The sequence below is a fragment of the Streptomyces griseoloalbus genome, from assembly GCA_014650015.1.
GTDB classification, from domain to species: domain Bacteria; phylum Actinomycetota; class Actinomycetes; order Streptomycetales; family Streptomycetaceae; genus Streptomyces; species Streptomyces griseoloalbus.
The window spans coordinates 198,127-213,046 of sequence record BMUD01000003.1 but is presented as its reverse complement, the minus strand read 5'-3'; the positions used below and the strand labels follow the sequence as shown (position 1 = coordinate 213,046).

14 protein-coding genes and 1 pseudogene are annotated in these 14,920 nt (G+C 71.6%); 9 read left to right on the top strand and 6 right to left on the bottom strand.

The features are described 5' to 3' along the window. The first annotated feature begins 38 nt into the window (after positions 1 to 38). Positions 39 to 476: a GNAT family N-acetyltransferase gene (locus IE178_RS06235; protein WP_193511564.1), complete on the top strand. Its 438-nt coding sequence runs from the start codon at positions 39 to 41 to the stop codon at positions 474 to 476. A gap of 129 nt (positions 477 to 605) precedes the next feature. Next, positions 606 to 1,199 (top strand): histidine phosphatase family protein, encoded by a 594-nt coding sequence (locus IE178_RS06230; RefSeq protein WP_193511563.1) that lies wholly within the window; start codon positions 606 to 608, stop codon positions 1,197 to 1,199. Here IE178_RS06230 and IE178_RS06225 read toward each other — a convergent pair. Further along, on the bottom strand, positions 1,181 to 1,621 hold the full coding sequence (locus IE178_RS06225) for a DUF6314 family protein (RefSeq protein ID WP_184765704.1): 441 nt from the start codon (positions 1,619 to 1,621) through the stop codon (positions 1,181 to 1,183). The genes IE178_RS06230 and IE178_RS06225 overlap by 19 nt on opposite strands. A 153-nt stretch (positions 1,622 to 1,774) precedes the next feature. On the opposite strand from IE178_RS06225, the gene IE178_RS06220 reads away from it, so the two are divergent. The 6 genes from IE178_RS06220 to IE178_RS06195 all read left to right on the top strand — a co-directional run bounded on the left by IE178_RS06220 (position 1,775) and on the right by IE178_RS06195 (position 9,335). Further along, the gene (locus tag IE178_RS06220; protein WP_193511562.1) at positions 1,775 to 4,264 is read left to right on the top strand and encodes an alpha-L-arabinofuranosidase family protein; all 2,490 of its coding nucleotides are present in this window, start codon (positions 1,775 to 1,777) and stop codon (positions 4,262 to 4,264) included. 198 nt (positions 4,265 to 4,462) lie between these two features. After that, positions 4,463 to 5,491 (top strand): N-acetyl-gamma-glutamyl-phosphate reductase, encoded by a 1,029-nt coding sequence (gene argC / locus IE178_RS06215; RefSeq protein ID WP_193511561.1) that lies wholly within the window; start codon positions 4,463 to 4,465, stop codon positions 5,489 to 5,491. Continuing rightward, complete coding sequence (argJ, locus tag IE178_RS06210; RefSeq protein WP_184765578.1) at positions 5,488 to 6,639, top strand: bifunctional glutamate N-acetyltransferase/amino-acid acetyltransferase ArgJ; 1,152 nt, start codon at positions 5,488 to 5,490, stop codon at positions 6,637 to 6,639. Before argC ends, argJ begins: the two co-directional genes overlap by 4 nt. Next, entirely contained in the window at positions 6,636 to 7,538 is a 903-nt protein-coding gene (gene argB / locus IE178_RS06205; RefSeq protein ID WP_184765579.1) for an acetylglutamate kinase, read from the top strand. The genes argJ and argB overlap by 4 nt, the downstream gene beginning before the upstream one ends. Then, the gene (locus tag IE178_RS06200) at positions 7,535 to 8,788 is read left to right on the top strand and encodes an acetylornithine transaminase (protein ID WP_318279867.1); all 1,254 of its coding nucleotides are present in this window, start codon (positions 7,535 to 7,537) and stop codon (positions 8,786 to 8,788) included. Before argB ends, IE178_RS06200 begins: the two co-directional genes overlap by 4 nt. A 7-nt stretch (positions 8,789 to 8,795) precedes the next feature. Continuing rightward, positions 8,796 to 9,335 (top strand): arginine repressor, encoded by a 540-nt coding sequence (locus tag IE178_RS06195; RefSeq protein ID WP_184765580.1) that lies wholly within the window; start codon positions 8,796 to 8,798, stop codon positions 9,333 to 9,335. Positions 9,336 to 9,504: 169 nt separating this feature from the next. Here IE178_RS06195 and IE178_RS06190 read toward each other — a convergent pair whose 3' ends face one another. From IE178_RS06190 to IE178_RS06170, 5 genes and pseudogenes are all read right to left on the bottom strand, one after another. After that, positions 9,505 to 10,242, bottom strand: coding sequence for an FAD:protein FMN transferase (locus IE178_RS06190; RefSeq protein WP_318279890.1), 738 nt, complete (start codon positions 10,240 to 10,242; stop codon positions 9,505 to 9,507). Positions 10,243 to 10,306: 64 nt separating this feature from the next. Then, positions 10,307 to 10,747: pseudogene (locus tag IE178_RS06185) on the bottom strand (FMN-binding protein); the annotation flags it as partial. Between the two features lie 39 nt (positions 10,748 to 10,786). Then, on the bottom strand, positions 10,787 to 12,169 hold the full coding sequence (locus IE178_RS06180; protein ID WP_193511560.1) for a ferredoxin reductase family protein: 1,383 nt from the start codon (positions 12,167 to 12,169) through the stop codon (positions 10,787 to 10,789). Positions 12,170 to 12,256: 87 nt separating this feature from the next. Then, complete coding sequence (locus IE178_RS06175; protein ID WP_193511559.1) at positions 12,257 to 12,958, bottom strand: L,D-transpeptidase family protein; 702 nt, start codon at positions 12,956 to 12,958, stop codon at positions 12,257 to 12,259. Between the two features lie 3 nt (positions 12,959 to 12,961). Next, a complete protein-coding gene (locus tag IE178_RS06170) occupies positions 12,962 to 13,558 on the bottom strand; it encodes a pyridoxamine 5'-phosphate oxidase family protein (RefSeq protein ID WP_193511656.1) in 597 nt (198 codons plus the stop codon). Between the two features lie 135 nt (positions 13,559 to 13,693). Here IE178_RS06170 and IE178_RS06165 point away from each other — a divergent pair, with 135 nt between their 5' ends. Next, complete coding sequence (locus tag IE178_RS06165) at positions 13,694 to 14,887, top strand: argininosuccinate synthase (RefSeq protein WP_184765584.1); 1,194 nt, start codon at positions 13,694 to 13,696, stop codon at positions 14,885 to 14,887. Positions 14,888 to 14,920: the final 33 nt, after the last annotated feature.

Here is a 14,920-nt window from a genome sequence, read left to right as displayed (position 1 = left end):
TTCGACGCCGTACGGCGCGAGCTGCGAGTATCCCCGCCATGACCGATACCGCGCACCTGCCCGAGGGCTACGAGATCTCCACCGACCGCGCCCGGATCGACGCCGGGCGGGTGCACCACTGGCTGTCCACCGACGCGTACTGGGCCCTGGGCCGCACCCGGGAGCAGCAGGACCGGGCGATCGAGGGCTCGCTCAACTTCGGTGCCCACGACACGGCCTCGGGGGAGCAGGTGGCGTACGCCCGGGTCGTCACCGACCGGGCGACCTTCGCCTGGCTGTGCGATGTGTACGTCGACCCGTCGGTGCGGGGCAAGGGCCTCGGCACGGCATTGGTGGCGGCCGTGCGGGAGGAACTGCGGCCCTGCGGGCTGAAGCGCGTCCTGCTCGCCACGCACGACGCGCACGGTGTCTACGCGAAGCTCGGTTTCCGCCCGCTGGACCGGCCCGACCACTACATGGCGCTCGACTCCGCGTGAGGACGGCGGGGCGGCGTTCCGGGCGGCTTGTCCGCCGCGTCCCTACCAGCCGGTAAGTCCGTGGCCACCTTGCGTGATGGCGCGGCGGCACCCCTTGACCCGTTCCCTCCGGCGCCTGACCATCGCCGCATGGCACTTCGGGTCACCTTTGTCGCCGCCGCGGGGAGCTCCTCCGCGCTCGCCGAGCGCTTCGAGGACGTCCGGCCGCTGGACCAGGCCGGCTGGAACGAGGTGCGACAGGTCGCCCATGAACTGCTGCCGCTCGCGGCGGCCGATCTGCGCTACTGCTCACCGGCCCCGCGCAGCCGCGCCACCGGAGACGGTCTCGGTTACGCGCCGCTGGTGCAACTCGCCCTGCGGGATTGCGACATGGGCCGCTGGCGGGGCCTGACCCTGGGCGAGGCGATGGCCCGGGAGCCGGAGGCCGTGGACGCCTGGCTCGCCGACCCGCGGTCCACCCCGCACGGCGGGGAGTCGCTGCTGGACTTCATCGGCCGCGTCGGCGGCTGGCTGGACACGCGGCCGGTCGAGGACGGCTGCCGGGTCGTCGCCGTGGCCGAGCCGTCGGTGATCCGCGCGGCTCTGGTGTACGTGCTCAAGGCGCCGCCCGCCACGTACTGGAACATCGACGTCCGCTCGCTGTCGGCGGTCGGTGTCGCCGGCCTCCCGGGCCGGTGGAACCTGCGCCTCGAAGGCGTCTGCGCTCAGCCCACGCGCGCGTAGTCGGTGGTGAGCTCCAGGTCCTTGGCGGGACCGCGCACCCGCCAGATGGACCGCCAGTGGTCCGCGTCGCGAACGGTGAACTCGCCCCGGTAGAGGTCCGCGGAGCAGGGGTGGTCGGCGACGTACCGGCCCGTGCCGAGATCCAGGTCGTGGAACGGGCGGCCGTCCGCGAACCGCACGTCCGCCGTGCCGCCCGGCCCCCGAAGGAAGTGCAGGGTCCGCTCGGCGGGCCGGGTGACGCCCCGCCAGGTGAAGTCGCCGGACTCCCGCTGGAGCAGACCGCCGCCCTCCAGCGGCCCGAAAACGACGGTTCCCTCGAAGCGCCCCCGGTCGCCGCTCGCCAGGTCCCGCACGGTCCGTTCCGCCCGCCAGCGGCCGCTCAGGTAGTCCAGTACATCGGGCACTGGCCAGAACTCGCCCATCGCCGCCCCGTTCTCCGTGGTCGTTCGCCGGCGCACGACCCATTGACGTGCTCCTGTCTCCTCCCTATCTTGCCGTTCGAAGTGCTGACCAACGGTCGAGATGTCGAACAACTCCTAGTGTCACCCACTCCCAGAGAGAGCCGTGGAGTATCCATGTCACGCACCGCCCGAAGCCGCACCCGCCTCAGACTCGGTCTCACCGCCACCGCGCTCCTGACGGCCGCCGCCCTCGTCCCCGCTCCCGCGCACGCCGAGGACGTCACCGACTACACGATCACCGTCGATCCGGACGCCGAGGGCGCGGCGATCGACGACACGATGTACGGCGTCTTCTTCGAGGACATCAACCGGGCCGCCGACGGCGGTCTGTACGCCGAGCTCGTGCAGAACCGGTCCTTCGAGTACTCCACCGCCGACAACGGCTCCTACACGCCCCTGACCTCCTGGGCGACGAGCGGCACGGCCGAGGTGGTCAGCGACTCCGGACGGCTGAACGAGCGCAACCGCACCTACCTCGCACTGGGCGCCGGTTCCTCCGTCACGAACGCCGGCTACAACACCGGAATGCGTGTGGAGGAGGGCAAGCGGTACGACTTCTCGGTGTGGGCCAGGGCGGAGAGCGGCACCACCCTCGCCGTCACGCTGAAGGACGCCGCCGGCCCGCTGGCGGACGCCCGCCGGGTGGCCGTCAAGGGCGGCTGGGCCCAGTACGAGGCCACGTTCACCGCGTCCCGCACCAGCAACCGCGGCCGTCTCGCCGTCGCCTCCTCGGGCGCCGCGGCGCTCGACATGGTGTCGCTCTTCCCGCGCGAGACCTACAAGAACCAGCCGGGGGGTCTGCGCAAGGACCTCGCCGAGAAGATCGCCGCCCTGAAGCCCGGCTTCGTGCGCTTCCCCGGCGGCTGCCTGGTCAACACCGGCTCCATGGAGGACTACAGCGAGTCCTCCGGCTGGCAGCGCAAGCGCTCCTACCAGTGGAAGGACACGATCGGCCCGGTCGAGGAGCGCGCCACCAACGCCAACTTCTGGGGCTACAACCAGAGTTACGGCCTCGGCTACTACGAGTACTTCCGCTTCGCCGAGGACATCGGCGCCATGCCCCTGCCCGTCGTCCCCGCGCTGGTCACCGGCTGCGGCCAGAACAAGGCCACCGACGACCCGGCACTGCTGGAGCGGCACATCCAGGACGCCCTCGACCTGATCGAGTTCGCCAACGGCCCGGCGACCTCCACCTGGGGCAAGGTCCGCGCCGAGATGGGCCACCCCAGGCCCTTCGGGCTCACCCACATCGGCGTGGGCAACGAGGAGAACCTGCCGCGGGAGTTCTTCGCCCGCTTCCAGCGGTTCCGGGCCGCCATCGAGGCGAAGTACCCGGACATCACGGTCGTCTCCAACTCCGGCCCGGACGACTCCGGCACCACCTTCGAGACCGCCTGGCAGCTCAACCGCGAGGGCAAGGTCGACATGGTCGACGAGCACTACTACAACAGCCCGCAGTGGTTCCTGCAGAACAACGACCGCTACGACTCCTACGACCGGAGCGGCCCGAAGGTCTTCCTCGGCGAGTACGCCTCCCAGGGCAACGCCTGGAAGAACGGCCTGGCCGAAGCGGCGTTCATGACCGGCCTGGAGCGCAACGCGGACATCGTCGAGCTCGCCTCGTACGCGCCGCTGCTCGCCAACGAGGACTACGTCCAGTGGTCGCCGGACATGATCTGGTTCAACAACCACGCCTCCTGGGGCTCGGCCGACTACGAGGTCCAGAAGCTGTTCATGACCAACGTCGGCGACCGCGTGGTGCCGTCGAGGGCGAGCACCACCCCGAACGTCAGCGGCCCCCTCTCGGGTGCCGTCGGCCTGTCGACGTGGGCGACGAGCGCCGCGTACGACGATGTGCAGGTGACCGCCGCCGACGGCACCACGCTGCTGAGCGACGACTTCTCCGGTGACGCCGCGCAGTGGACCCACAGCGGCGGCGGCAGCTGGAGCGTCCGGGACGGCCAGTACGTCCAGACCGACGAGGCCGCCGAGAACACCCTGGTGACGGCGGGCGACCCGGCCTGGCACGACTACGACCTCCATGTGAAGGCCACCAAGAAGGCCGGCAAGGAGGGCTTCCTCGTCGCCTTCGGCGTCAAGGACACCGGCAACCACTACTGGTGGAACCTCGGCGGCTGGAACAACACCCAGTCCGCCGTCGAGCAGGCCACGGACGGCGCCAAGTCGACGCTGATCTCCAAGGCCGGGTCGATCGAGACGGGCCGCGCCTACGACATCGACATCAAGGTGCGGGGCCGCCAGGTCACCCTCTACCTCGACGGTCGGGAGTGGGGCGGCTTCACGGACGACAAGCCGGCCGAGCCGTTCCGCCAGGTGGTCACCGAGGATGCCCGCACGGGTGAGCTGATCGTCAAGGTCGTCAACGCCCAGCCGGCCGAGGCCCGCACGGCGATCGACCTGGGCGGCGCGAAGGTCGCGTCCCGGGCCCGCGTCACCACACTGGCCGCCGACGCGGAGGCGGTCAACACCGAGACGGACTCCCCGGTCACCCCGGTGACGTCCACCTTCCGCGGGGTCGCGAACGAGTTCACGTACACGTTCCCGGCGCACTCGGTGACGTTCCTGAGGATCGCACGGCGATAGCGGAGCGGAACGCGGGCCGCCGTCCGGGAGACGGCGGCCCGCCCCCGGCGCCGACCGGGCACGATCGCGGCGCGGCCATGGTCGGGCCGAGGGCGAGACGCGGGACCGGCGGACCGGTGCCGTGGGCGCGGGGCAGCCGGCAGGCGTTGCATAAGTCTGCACCCATGCGTATAGTCATGCCTTCGAGGAGGAGGTTTCATGACCGTACGTGCGGCAGTGGCCGGAGCGAGCGGGTATGCGGGCGGCGAACTGCTGCGCCTGCTGCTCACCCACCCCGAGGTCGAGATCGGTTCCCTCACCGGCAACTCCAACGCCGGCCAGCGGCTCGGCGCGCTGCAACCGCACCTGCTGCCGCTCGCCGACCGCGTCCTTAAGCCGACCACGCCCGAGGCCCTCGCCGGCCACGACGTCGTCTTTCTCGCGCTGCCCCACGGGCAGTCGGCGGCCGTCGCCGAACAGCTCGGTCCGGACGTGCTCGTGATCGACATGGGGGCCGACTTCCGGCTGCGGGACGCCGCCGACTGGGAGCGGTTCTACGGCTCCCCGCACGCCGGCACCTGGCCGTACGGCCTGCCCGAACTGCCGGGTGCACGCGCCGCGCTGGAGGGGACCAAGCGCGTCGCGGTGCCCGGGTGCTACCCGACCGCCGTCTCGCTGGCCCTCTTCCCGGCGTACGCGGCGGGACTCGCCGAGGCGGAGGCCGTGATCGTCGCCGCGTCCGGCACGTCCGGTGCGGGCAAGACGCCCAAGGCGCACCTGCTGGGCTCCGAGGTCATGGGCTCCATGTCGCCGTACGGCGTGGGCGGCGGGCACCGCCACACCCCCGAGATGATCCAGAACCTCGGCGCGGCCGCGGGCGGGCGGGTCCGCGTCTCCTTCACCCCCACCCTCGCCCCGATGCCGCGCGGCATCCTCGCCACGTGCAGCGCGAAGGCGCTCCCCGGCGTCACCGCCGAGTCCCTGCGCGCCGCCTACGAGAAGGCCTTCGCGGACGAGCCCTTCGTCCACCTGCTCCCCGAGGGCCAGTGGCCCGCCACGGCGTCCGTCAACGGTTCGAACGCCGTTCAGGTGCAGGTCGCGTACGACGCGGACGCGGGCCGGATCATCGCGATCAGCGCCATCGACAACCTGACCAAGGGCACCGCGGGCGGTGCCCTCCAGAGCATGAACATCGCCCTGGGTCTCGACGAGACCACGGGGCTGACGACGATCGGAGTTGCGCCGTGAGTGTGACGGCAGCAAAGGGATTCACGGCGGCGGGCATCGCCGCCGGGATCAAGGAGAACGGCAACCCCGACCTGGCCCTCGTGGTCAACAACGGCCCCCGCCGCGCCGCCGCCGGCGTCTTCACCTCCAACCGCGTCAAGGCCGCGCCCGTGCTCTGGTCCGAGCAGGTCCTCAGGAGCGGGCAGCTGTCGGCCGTGGTCCTCAACTCCGGCGGCGCCAACGCCTGCACCGGACCGAAGGGCTTCCAGGACACCCACGCCACCGCCGAGAAGGCCGCCGAGGTGCTGGGGACGGGCGCGGGCGACATCGCCGTCTGCTCCACCGGGCTCATCGGCGTCCTGCTCCCCATGGACAAGCTGCTCACCGGCGTCGAAACGGCCGCCGCCGCGCTGTCCGAGCACGGCGGCGAGAAGGCCGCCATCGCCATCAAGACCACCGACACCGTGCACAAGACGTCCGTCGTGACCAAGGACGGCTGGACCGTCGGCGGCATGGCCAAGGGCGCGGGCATGCTCGCCCCCGGCCTCGCCACCATGCTCGTCGTCCTCACCACCGACGCCGACCTCGACAGCGCCACCCTGGACAAGGCGTTGCGCGCCGCCACGAAGGTCACCTTCGACCGCGTCGACTCCGACGGCTGCATGTCCACCAACGACACCGTGCTGCTGCTCGCCTCCGGCGCCGCCGGGGTCACCCCCGGGTACGAGGAGTTCGCCGAGGCCGTACGCACCGTCTGCGACGACCTCGGGCAGCAGCTCATCCGCGACGCCGAGGGCGCCAGCAAGGACATCAAGGTCGAGGTGATCAACGCCGCGACCGAGGACGACGCCGTCGAGGTGGGCCGCTCCATCGCCCGCAACAACCTCCTGAAGTGCGCCCTCCACGGCGAGGACCCCAACTGGGGGCGTGTCCTGTCCGCCATCGGCACGACGCGGGCCGCCTTCGAGCCCGACCGGCTGAACGTCGCCATCAACGGCGTCTGGGTGTGCAGGAACGGCGGCGTCGGCGAGGACCGCGAGCAGGTCGACATGCGCTACCGCGAAATCCACATCGTCGCCGACCTCGCCGCCGGCGAGCAGACCGCCACCATCTGGACCAACGACCTCACCGCCGACTACGTCCACGAGAACAGCGCCTACTCCTCATGACCACCACGCGTAAGCACACCGCGCTGCCCAAGGCACAGATCCTCATCGAGGCCCTGCCCTGGCTCACCCGGCACCACGGGAAGACCGTCGTCATCAAGTTCGGCGGAAACGCCATGGTGGACGAGGACCTGAAGGCCGCCTTCGCCCAGGACGTGGTCTTCCTGCGGCACGCCGGCCTCAAACCGGTCGTCGTGCACGGCGGCGGCCCGCAGATCAGCGCCGCGCTCGACCGGCACGGCATCGTCAGCGAGTTCAAGGCCGGCCTGCGCGTCACCACCGAGGACGCCATGGACGTCGTACGGATGGTGCTGGCCGGGCAGGTGCAGCGGGAGCTGGTCGGGCTGCTCAACCAGCACGGACCGTTCGCCGTCGGCCTCACCGGAGAGGACGCGCACACCCTCACCGCCACCAAGCACCGGCCCCGGATCGACGGCGAGCCGGTCGACATCGGGCGGGTCGGCGAGATCACCGACATCGACACGGGCGCGATCGAGGCGCTGCTCGCCGACGGCCGCATCCCGGTCGTCTCGTCGATCGCCCGCAGCCAGGACGACCACCACGTCTACAACGTCAACGCCGACACGGTGGCCGCGGCACTCGCCGCCGCGCTGGGCGCCGAGACCCTCATGGTCCTCACGGACGTCGAGGGACTCTACGAGGACTGGCCGAACTCCGACGAGGTGATCAGCCGCCTCACCGCGTCCCAGCTCGAGAAGCTCCTGCCGGAGCTGTCCTCGGGCATGGTGCCGAAGATGGAGGGCTGTCTGCACGCCGTACGCAACGGCGTGACCACCGCCCGTGTCATCGACGGCCGGGTCCAGCACTCGATCCTGCTGGAGATCTTCACGGACGAGGGCATCGGCACGATGGTCGTGCCGGACGAACAGGGGGAGTCGTGAGCAACGTCGCGGGTAACGCCGTGGGCAACGCCGGTGGCAGCGCCGTCGGCAACCAGGAACTCACCGCCCGGTGGCAGGGCGCGCTCATGAACAACTACGGCACCCCGCGGCTGCCGCTCGTGCGCGGCGAGGGCGCGCGGGTGTGGGACGCCGACGGCAAGGAGTACGCCGACTTCGTGGGCGGTATCGCGGTCAACGCGCTCGGCCACGCCCACCCGGCGGTCGTCGAGGCGGTCGGCCGGCAGATCGCCTCCCTCGGCCACATCTCCAATCTGTTCGTCGCCGAACCGCCCGTCGCGCTGGCCGAACGGCTGATCCAGCTCTTCGGCCGCGAGGGCCGGGTCTACTTCTGCAACTCGGGCGCCGAGGCGAACGAGGCCGCGTTCAAGATCGGCCGGCTGACCGGGCGGGCCCACATGGTCGCCACCGACGGAGGCTTCCACGGCCGCACCATGGGTGCCCTCGCGCTGACCGGCCAGCCCGCCAAGCGGGAGCCGTTCCTGCCGCTGCCCGGGGACGTCACGCACGTCCCGTACGGCGACGCCCAGGCGCTGGCCGCCGCGGTCACCGAGGACACCGCGCTGGTGATCATCGAGCCGATCCAGGGCGAGAACGGGGTAGTGATGCCCCCGCCCGGTTATCTGAAGGCGGCCCGCGCGATCACGGCGGCCACGGGTGCGCTGCTCGTCCTCGACGAGGTGCAGACCGGTGTGGGCCGTACCGGGACCTGGTTCGAGTACCAGGCCCACGAGGGCGTCCTGCCGGACGTCGTCACCCTCGCCAAGGGGCTCGGGGGCGGACTGCCGCTCGGCGCCACCGTCGCCTTCGGACGCGCGGCCGACCTGTTGCAGCCCGGCCAGCACGGCACGACCTTCGGTGGCAACCCGGTCGCCTGCGCCGCCGGACTCGCCGTTCTCGACACCATCGCGAACGACGGCCTGCTGGAGAACGTCAAGCGGCAGGGCGAGAAACTGCGCGACGGGGTCGAGGCCCTCGGCCACGCCTTGATCGGCCATGTCCGTGGCTCGGGTCTCCTCCTGGGTATCGTGCTCACCGAGCCGCTCGCGCCCCAGGCGCAACAGGCGGCTCAGGACGCCGGATTCCTCGTGAACGCGCCCGCCCCCGATGTCGTACGGCTCATGCCGCCGCTGACCCTCGGGGACGACGCGGTGGACGCCTTCCTCGGGGCGCTGCCCGGCATCCTGGACGAGGCCGGCAGGGCGGGCGGGGAAGGACGATCCGGAGAATGAGACGACGATGAGCCAGGAGCAGGACCAGGGTCAGCAGGCCGGGCCTGCCGTGCCGCAGACGCGCACCGCACGCCACCGCAGGATCGTGGACATCCTCAACCGGCAGCCGGTGCGCTCGCAGAGCCAGCTGGCGAAGCTGCTCGCCGACGACGGGCTGAGCGTCACGCAGGCGACGCTCTCCCGGGACCTGGACGAGCTGAACGCGGTGAAGATCCGCAACACCGACGGCGACCTCATCTACGCGGTGCCGAGCGAGGGAGGGTTCCGCACCCCCCGCGCGCCGCTGGGAGGGTCCGCCAAGGAGGAGCGGATGCGGCGGCTCTCCCAGGAACTGCTGATCTCCGCGGAGGCCTCGGCGAACCTCGTCGTCCTGCGTACCCCGCCCGGCGCGGCCCAGTTCCTCGCCTCGGCCATCGACCAGGCGGAACTGCACGACATCCTCGGCACCATCGCCGGCGACGACACGCTGCTGCTGATCAGCAGGGAGGCGACGGGTGGGCAGGCGTTGGCCGACCACCTGCTGCGGTTGGCCCAGAACGGGCACTGAAGGGGGCGGGACGGTGGTGCGCCGGCTGCCGTCGAGTCCGTGGCCGGTCGCGCGGTTCGCCGCGCTCCCGAGGGAGTCGCCGTGCAGCCGTCGGTGGCTGCGGGCCGTCGTGCCTCCCCTCCCCGTGCCTGGAGGCACTCCCGCGAACGCGGGCGGGTGAACCGTCGCCTCAGCCCAGGCGGGCAGCCAGCCCTCCGGTGCACCGGACTTCGTCTCCCGCCGTGATGAGCAGGCCTTCGACGTCCGGCAGGGACTCCAGCCACCGCGACCCCTCCCGCGACCCCATCGCGAACGCCGCCGTGGCCCAGCAGTCGGCCCAGGTCAGACGGGGGGCGACGACCGTCACGGCGACGAGGTCGGTGACCGCGGAGCGGCCGGTGCGGGGGTCGACGATGTGATCGCCGCGTTCGGCGGTACCGGAGGTGGCCACGGCCAGTTGGTCCGCGCCGGCGGCGGAGACGACGGCGGCGAGGCCGCCGGGCCGCAGCGGGTCCGACACGCCGACCCGCCAGGGCCGGTCCGCTCCCGGCGCGCCCAGCAGCTGGACGTCGCCGCCGCCGTTGACGCTCACGCCCGTCGCGCCGGCCTCGGCGAGCCGCCGTGCCGCCCGCTCGGTGGCCCAGCCCTTGACGATCCCGGTCGGATCGAGACGGCCCCGGTAGCGGGGGCTGAACCAGCCGTCGCTGATCCGCTCCGCCTCCGCGGCCAGCTCCAGCACCTCGGCGACCTCGGGATCGCACTCCCCGACGGTCAGCTCGCCGCGCGCCAGCCGGGACATCTGGCTGTCCTCGCGGTACGTGCTGAACACCTCGTCGACGCGGTGCAGCCCGGCGACCGCCTCCTCCAGCGCCGCGCGCACCACAGCGGGAACCCCGCCGCGGACGTCGAGCGAGAAGACGGTCCCCATCGTCTCGTCCGTATGACGCACCGTCGCGGGAGCCTCGGAGGGTTCGGTCACCGTGTCAGCCACCGGCCCGGTCCAGCGCCGACTGGAGTGACTGTCTGTACCCGGCGCTGGTGTAGGTGGCCCCCGACACGGCGTCGATCTCCGCGCTCTGCGCCGAGACGGCCGCCTGGTTGAGTTGGGGGACGGCGTGGGAGGTGATGCGGTCGCTCCGGCCGCCCTTGGGCGCCTGGACCGCCTCGGCCCGGGTGATCTTCCCGCCGCTCACCGTCAGACGGACCTGCACCGCGCCGTACTGGGTCCGTGCCGCCGCCCCGGTGACCGTGCCGTCGCCCATGGCCTGGGCGCCGCCCTGCGGGGACTGGGCCGCCGCGGGCGGGGCCGCGCCGCCGGCCGCGGCGGCCGAGCCCGGATCGGACGCGGGTTTGAGCGACAGCAGCAGCACGATCCCGGAGACGGTGGCGGCGGTCGCGAGCACGGCACGCCGGACGGGGTGACTCTTCCTCATCGCTTCTCAAGCTCCTGATGGGTGTGGATGACCCGTCGCTCACATCTCGAACGACTCGTGATGGATGCGGCGGGCGGGAACCCCGGCGCCGCGCAGTGCCTCGTACACCGACTGCGCGAACCCGGGCGGCCCGCACAGGAAGACGTCGTGGCGGTCGACGTCCGGGATCTTCCGCCGCAGGCTCTCCGCCGAGATGTCGGGGCGCGCACCGTCGGGGCTGTTCACCGCGTACATCAGCCGCGCGCCGCGCTCCTCGGCGATCGTGGCCAGCTCGCCCCACAGCGCCAGGTCCTGCGTGCTGTTGGCGCGGTAGAGCAGCGTGATGTCACCGGAGGCGCCGGGCAGCGTCTCGAACAGCGCCCGCATCGGGGTGATGCCCACGCCGCCCGCGACCAGCAGCACCTTGCCCCGGCTGCGGCGCTGAGCGGTCAGCGCCCCGTACGGTCCCTCCGCCCACACGCGCGTGCCGGGCTCCAGCTCGCGCAGCCGGGAGCTGTGGTCGCCGATCGCCTTCACCGTGATGCGCAGCATGTCCGGGCGGGGCGCGGCCGACAGCGAGTACGGGTGGGAGCTGAACCGCATGCCGGGCGCCAGGAACCGCCAGCGGAAGAACTGACCGGCCTCCGCGCCCATCCGGTGCAGTCTGCGCCCGCCGATCAGCACGGACACGATGCCCGGCGTCTCCTCGATGACCGCCTCGACCCGCATGCGGTGCCGCGTGTTCAGCCGCAGCGGGGTGATGATCCGGTACCACAGGACCAGCGCGGTCACGGCGCCGTACAGCCCGTACCAGAAGGTCTTCGCGGCCGGTTCGACGGCGAACTCGTTTCCGGTGGTGATCTGGTGCCAGAACGTCAGATAGGCCACCGCGTACGTCAGCAGGTGTACGTGGTACCAGCCGTCGTACGGCAGCCGGCGCCGGATCGGACCGATGGAGATGACGGCGATCACGAGGAGCAGACCCGTGCCGATGGCGGCCTTGCCCATGTCCGGCAGCGTGTTGACGGAGGTGACGGTCTGCTGCACGACGTCGCCGAGGGTCCTGCCCGCCTGGCGGGCGTAGCCCCACATGATGAGGAAGACATGGGCGAGCACCAGGCAGACGGTGTACCGGCCGCTCATCGCGTGCCAGCGGGCGACCCGGTCCGAACCCACCCGGCGTTCCAGCGCGGGCACCCGCGCCATCTGGAGCACCACCAGGGCCATCAGATAGCCGGCGAGCAGACCGGTGATCCGGCCCGCGGCGACGATCTGCCCGGTGGTGCCGGCGATGGACGGTGTGTTGTGCCACCACAACCACAGGACGGCCACCGCGCCCGCCGCCACGGCGAGCAGCAGGGGGACGGCGGGGGAGCGGCGCGGACGGATGCGGCGCATCGTCTGGCGGCGGGCGGCACGGCCGCCGGCGAGCGTGGTGGTCACGGTTCCTCCGTGGGGACTTGACCCTTGGCCCACAGATACGTGCCGTCACGCGGGAGCGTTCAGCGGGGTCCGGCCCCGCTCGGCGCCTCAGTACCGGGTGATCGCCGTGCGCCCGCTCCTCGTCCCGACCGCGAGGTGCGGGTCCCGCGCCGGATCGGCCCAGCGCAGGATCTTTTGCATCGCGTCCTTCGGCACGGACACGCATCCGGCCGTCGCCCCGCGCCCGTTGACGTGCAGGAAGATCCCGGCGCCCCGGCCGCGCACCGGTCGGCGGTAGTTGAAGTCGACGACGAGGGCGTGGGCGTACTGCGCGCGGTAGCCGATCAGGTGCTCGGCCTCGGCGGCCCGGCAGTCGGCCGCCCGGGGTTCGGTCCAGCGGTTGTAGAAGCGGGAGTCGTCGTCCTGGCACCACCAGGAGTCCCGGCGTACGGGGCGGTAGCTGTACGCCGTCCCGCGCGGTGCCGCCTCGATGCCGAAGGCGTACGGCAGGCCGTACAGCCCGGTCGGTGTCGTGTGCGTGCCCTGCCGTCGGGCCGCGCCCTCGGTCAGCCCCTTCGCCCCGAAGCGGGCCGGCGCGGAACCGGCCGCCACCCAGCGGCCGCCCTTCAGGTCCCACCAGGTGACCGTGCCGGAGGTCGAGCCCGTTCCCGGCGCCACCGCGGTGATCAGTTGGCTGCCGCCCCCGGTGTCCGCCATCCGGGCCGGCAGCGGCGGGGACGGCTGACCGGCGCCGAGCACGAGCAGGGACAGGGAGACGACTGTGGCGGCGGGGGCGACACCTGGGCGCATGGCTCAGACCGTAGACGGGGGCAGAGGCAACGGCAGCCCGGGTAGTCCGTCCAGGCTGGTCGCGATGTGCTCCTTCTTGCGGAAGTACGCGTCGAGCGAGGCGTCGTCCTCCCGCGCGAACCGCTTCCCGTGCAGGTCCCGGTCGCTCTCGTAGGCCATGAAGGGCACCGCGTACCCGCAGGTGTCCCGGATCAGTTCGGCCGTCACGACGACGACGGCGCGCAGGCCGTGCGTGGTCGGGTCGATGTCCGGGAAGCGGGTGAGCAGTTCCCCGAAGCGGGGGTCGTCCCGGAACACGGGCTCGCCGCGGCCGTGCACGCGCACGATGTTCGGCGGCCCCTGGAAGGCGCACCACATCAGGGTGATGCGGCCGTTCTCCCGCAGATGGGCGATGGTCTCGGCGTTGGAGCCGGCGAAGTCGAGGTAGGCCACCGTGAGCTCGTCGAGGACCACGAAGGACCCCTTGAGTCCCTTGGGGGAGAGGTTGACCGTGCCGTCGGCGGACAGGGGGGCGGTGGCGGTGAAGAAGACCGGCTGTTCCTCGATGAACGTGCGGAGGCGGCCGTCTATGCGCTCATAGGTCTTTCCATGTCCAACGATTATGGGACCAAATCTTTCGCCTGTCTAAGGAATTCCGGGAGTCGTCGAGGGATATCCATGGAGAGGCGGATTGACGAATCATGCGGACTCCTGCATACTCATGCATGTCAGCGAATGCACTGTGAGGAGAAACCCGTGACCGAGCGCGTCGTACTCGCCTACTCAGGCGGTCTGGACACCTCCGTCGCCATCGGCTGGATCGCCGAGGAGACGGGCGCCGAGGTCATCGCCGTTGCGGTCGACGTCGGCCAGGGCGGCGAGGACCTGGACGTCATCCGCAAGCGCGCGCTCGCCTGCGGTGCCGTCGAGGCCGAGGTCGCGGACGCCAAGGACGAGTTCGCCGAGGAGTACTGCCTCCCGGCGATCAAGGCCAACGCCCTCTACATGGACCGCTACCCGCTGGTCTCCGCGCTGTCCCGGCCGACGATCGTCAAGCACCTCGTCGCCGCCGCGCAGAAGCACGGCGCCACCACCGTCGCCCACGGCTGCACCGGCAAGGGCAACGACCAGGTCCGCTTCGAGGCCGGCATCGTCGCGCTCGCCCCCGACCTCAAGTGCATCGCCCCGGTCCGCGACTACGCCATGACCCGCGACAAGGCCATCGCCTTCTGCGAGGCGAAGGGCCTGCCGATCGCGACCACCAAGAAGTCCCCGTACTCCATCGACCAGAACGTCTTCGGCCGCGCCATCGAGACCGGCTTCCTCGAGGACATCTGGAACGCCCCGATCGAGGACATCTACGAGTACACCCAGAACCCGGCCGCCGAGCGCGAGCCCGACGAGGTGATCGTCTCCTTCAAGGAGGGCGTCCCCGTCGCCATCGACGGCAAGCCCGTCACCGTGCTCCAGGCGATCCAGCAGCTCAACGAGCGCGCCGGCGCCCAGGGCATCGGCCGGATCGACATGGTCGAGGACCGCCTCGTCGGCATCAAGTCCCGCGAGGTCTACGAGGCCCCCGGCGCGATCGCCCTGATCACCGCCCACCAGGAGCTGGAGAACGTCACCGTCGAGCGCGAGCTCGCCCGCTACAAGCGCCAGGTCGAGCAGCGCTGGAGCGAGCTGGTCTACGACGGCCTGTGGTTCTCCCCGCTCAAGCGCGCCCTGGACGGCTTCGTCAACGAGGCCAACCAGCACGTCACCGGCGACATCCGGATGACCCTGCACGGCGGCCGTGCGGTCGTCACCGGCCGGCGCTCCGAGTCGTCGCTGTACGACTTCAACCTGGCCACCTACGACACGGGCGACACCTTCGACCAGGCCGCCGCCAAGGGCTTCATCGACATCTACAGCCTGTCGTCGAAGATGGCGGCCAAGCGGGACCTCGCGTAGCTCGCGGGCGACTGACGACCCCTCGCACGCACT

What these genes read in the sequence shown, in the direction of transcription:
- argB (WP_184765579.1), top strand. Translation starts at nt 6,636, where the DNA reads ATGACCACCACGCGTAAGCACACCGCGCTGCCCAAGGCACAGATCCTC.
- IE178_RS06230 (WP_193511563.1), top strand. Translation starts at nt 606, where the DNA reads ATGGCACTTCGGGTCACCTTTGTCGCCGCCGCGGGGAGCTCCTCCGCG.
- argC (WP_193511561.1), top strand. Translation starts at nt 4,463, where the DNA reads ATGACCGTACGTGCGGCAGTGGCCGGAGCGAGCGGGTATGCGGGCGGC.
- IE178_RS06195 (WP_184765580.1), top strand. Translation starts at nt 8,796, where the DNA reads ATGAGCCAGGAGCAGGACCAGGGTCAGCAGGCCGGGCCTGCCGTGCCG.
- IE178_RS06220 (WP_193511562.1), top strand. Translation starts at nt 1,775, where the DNA reads ATGTCACGCACCGCCCGAAGCCGCACCCGCCTCAGACTCGGTCTCACC.
- IE178_RS06175 (WP_193511559.1), bottom strand. Translation starts at nt 12,958, where the DNA reads ATGCGCCCAGGTGTCGCCCCCGCCGCCACAGTCGTCTCCCTGTCCCTG.
- IE178_RS06190 (WP_318279890.1), bottom strand. Translation starts at nt 10,242, where the DNA reads ATGGGGACCGTCTTCTCGCTCGACGTCCGCGGCGGGGTTCCCGCTGTG.
- IE178_RS06225 (WP_184765704.1), bottom strand. Translation starts at nt 1,621, where the DNA reads ATGGGCGAGTTCTGGCCAGTGCCCGATGTACTGGACTACCTGAGCGGC.
- IE178_RS06235 (WP_193511564.1), top strand. Translation starts at nt 39, where the DNA reads ATGACCGATACCGCGCACCTGCCCGAGGGCTACGAGATCTCCACCGAC.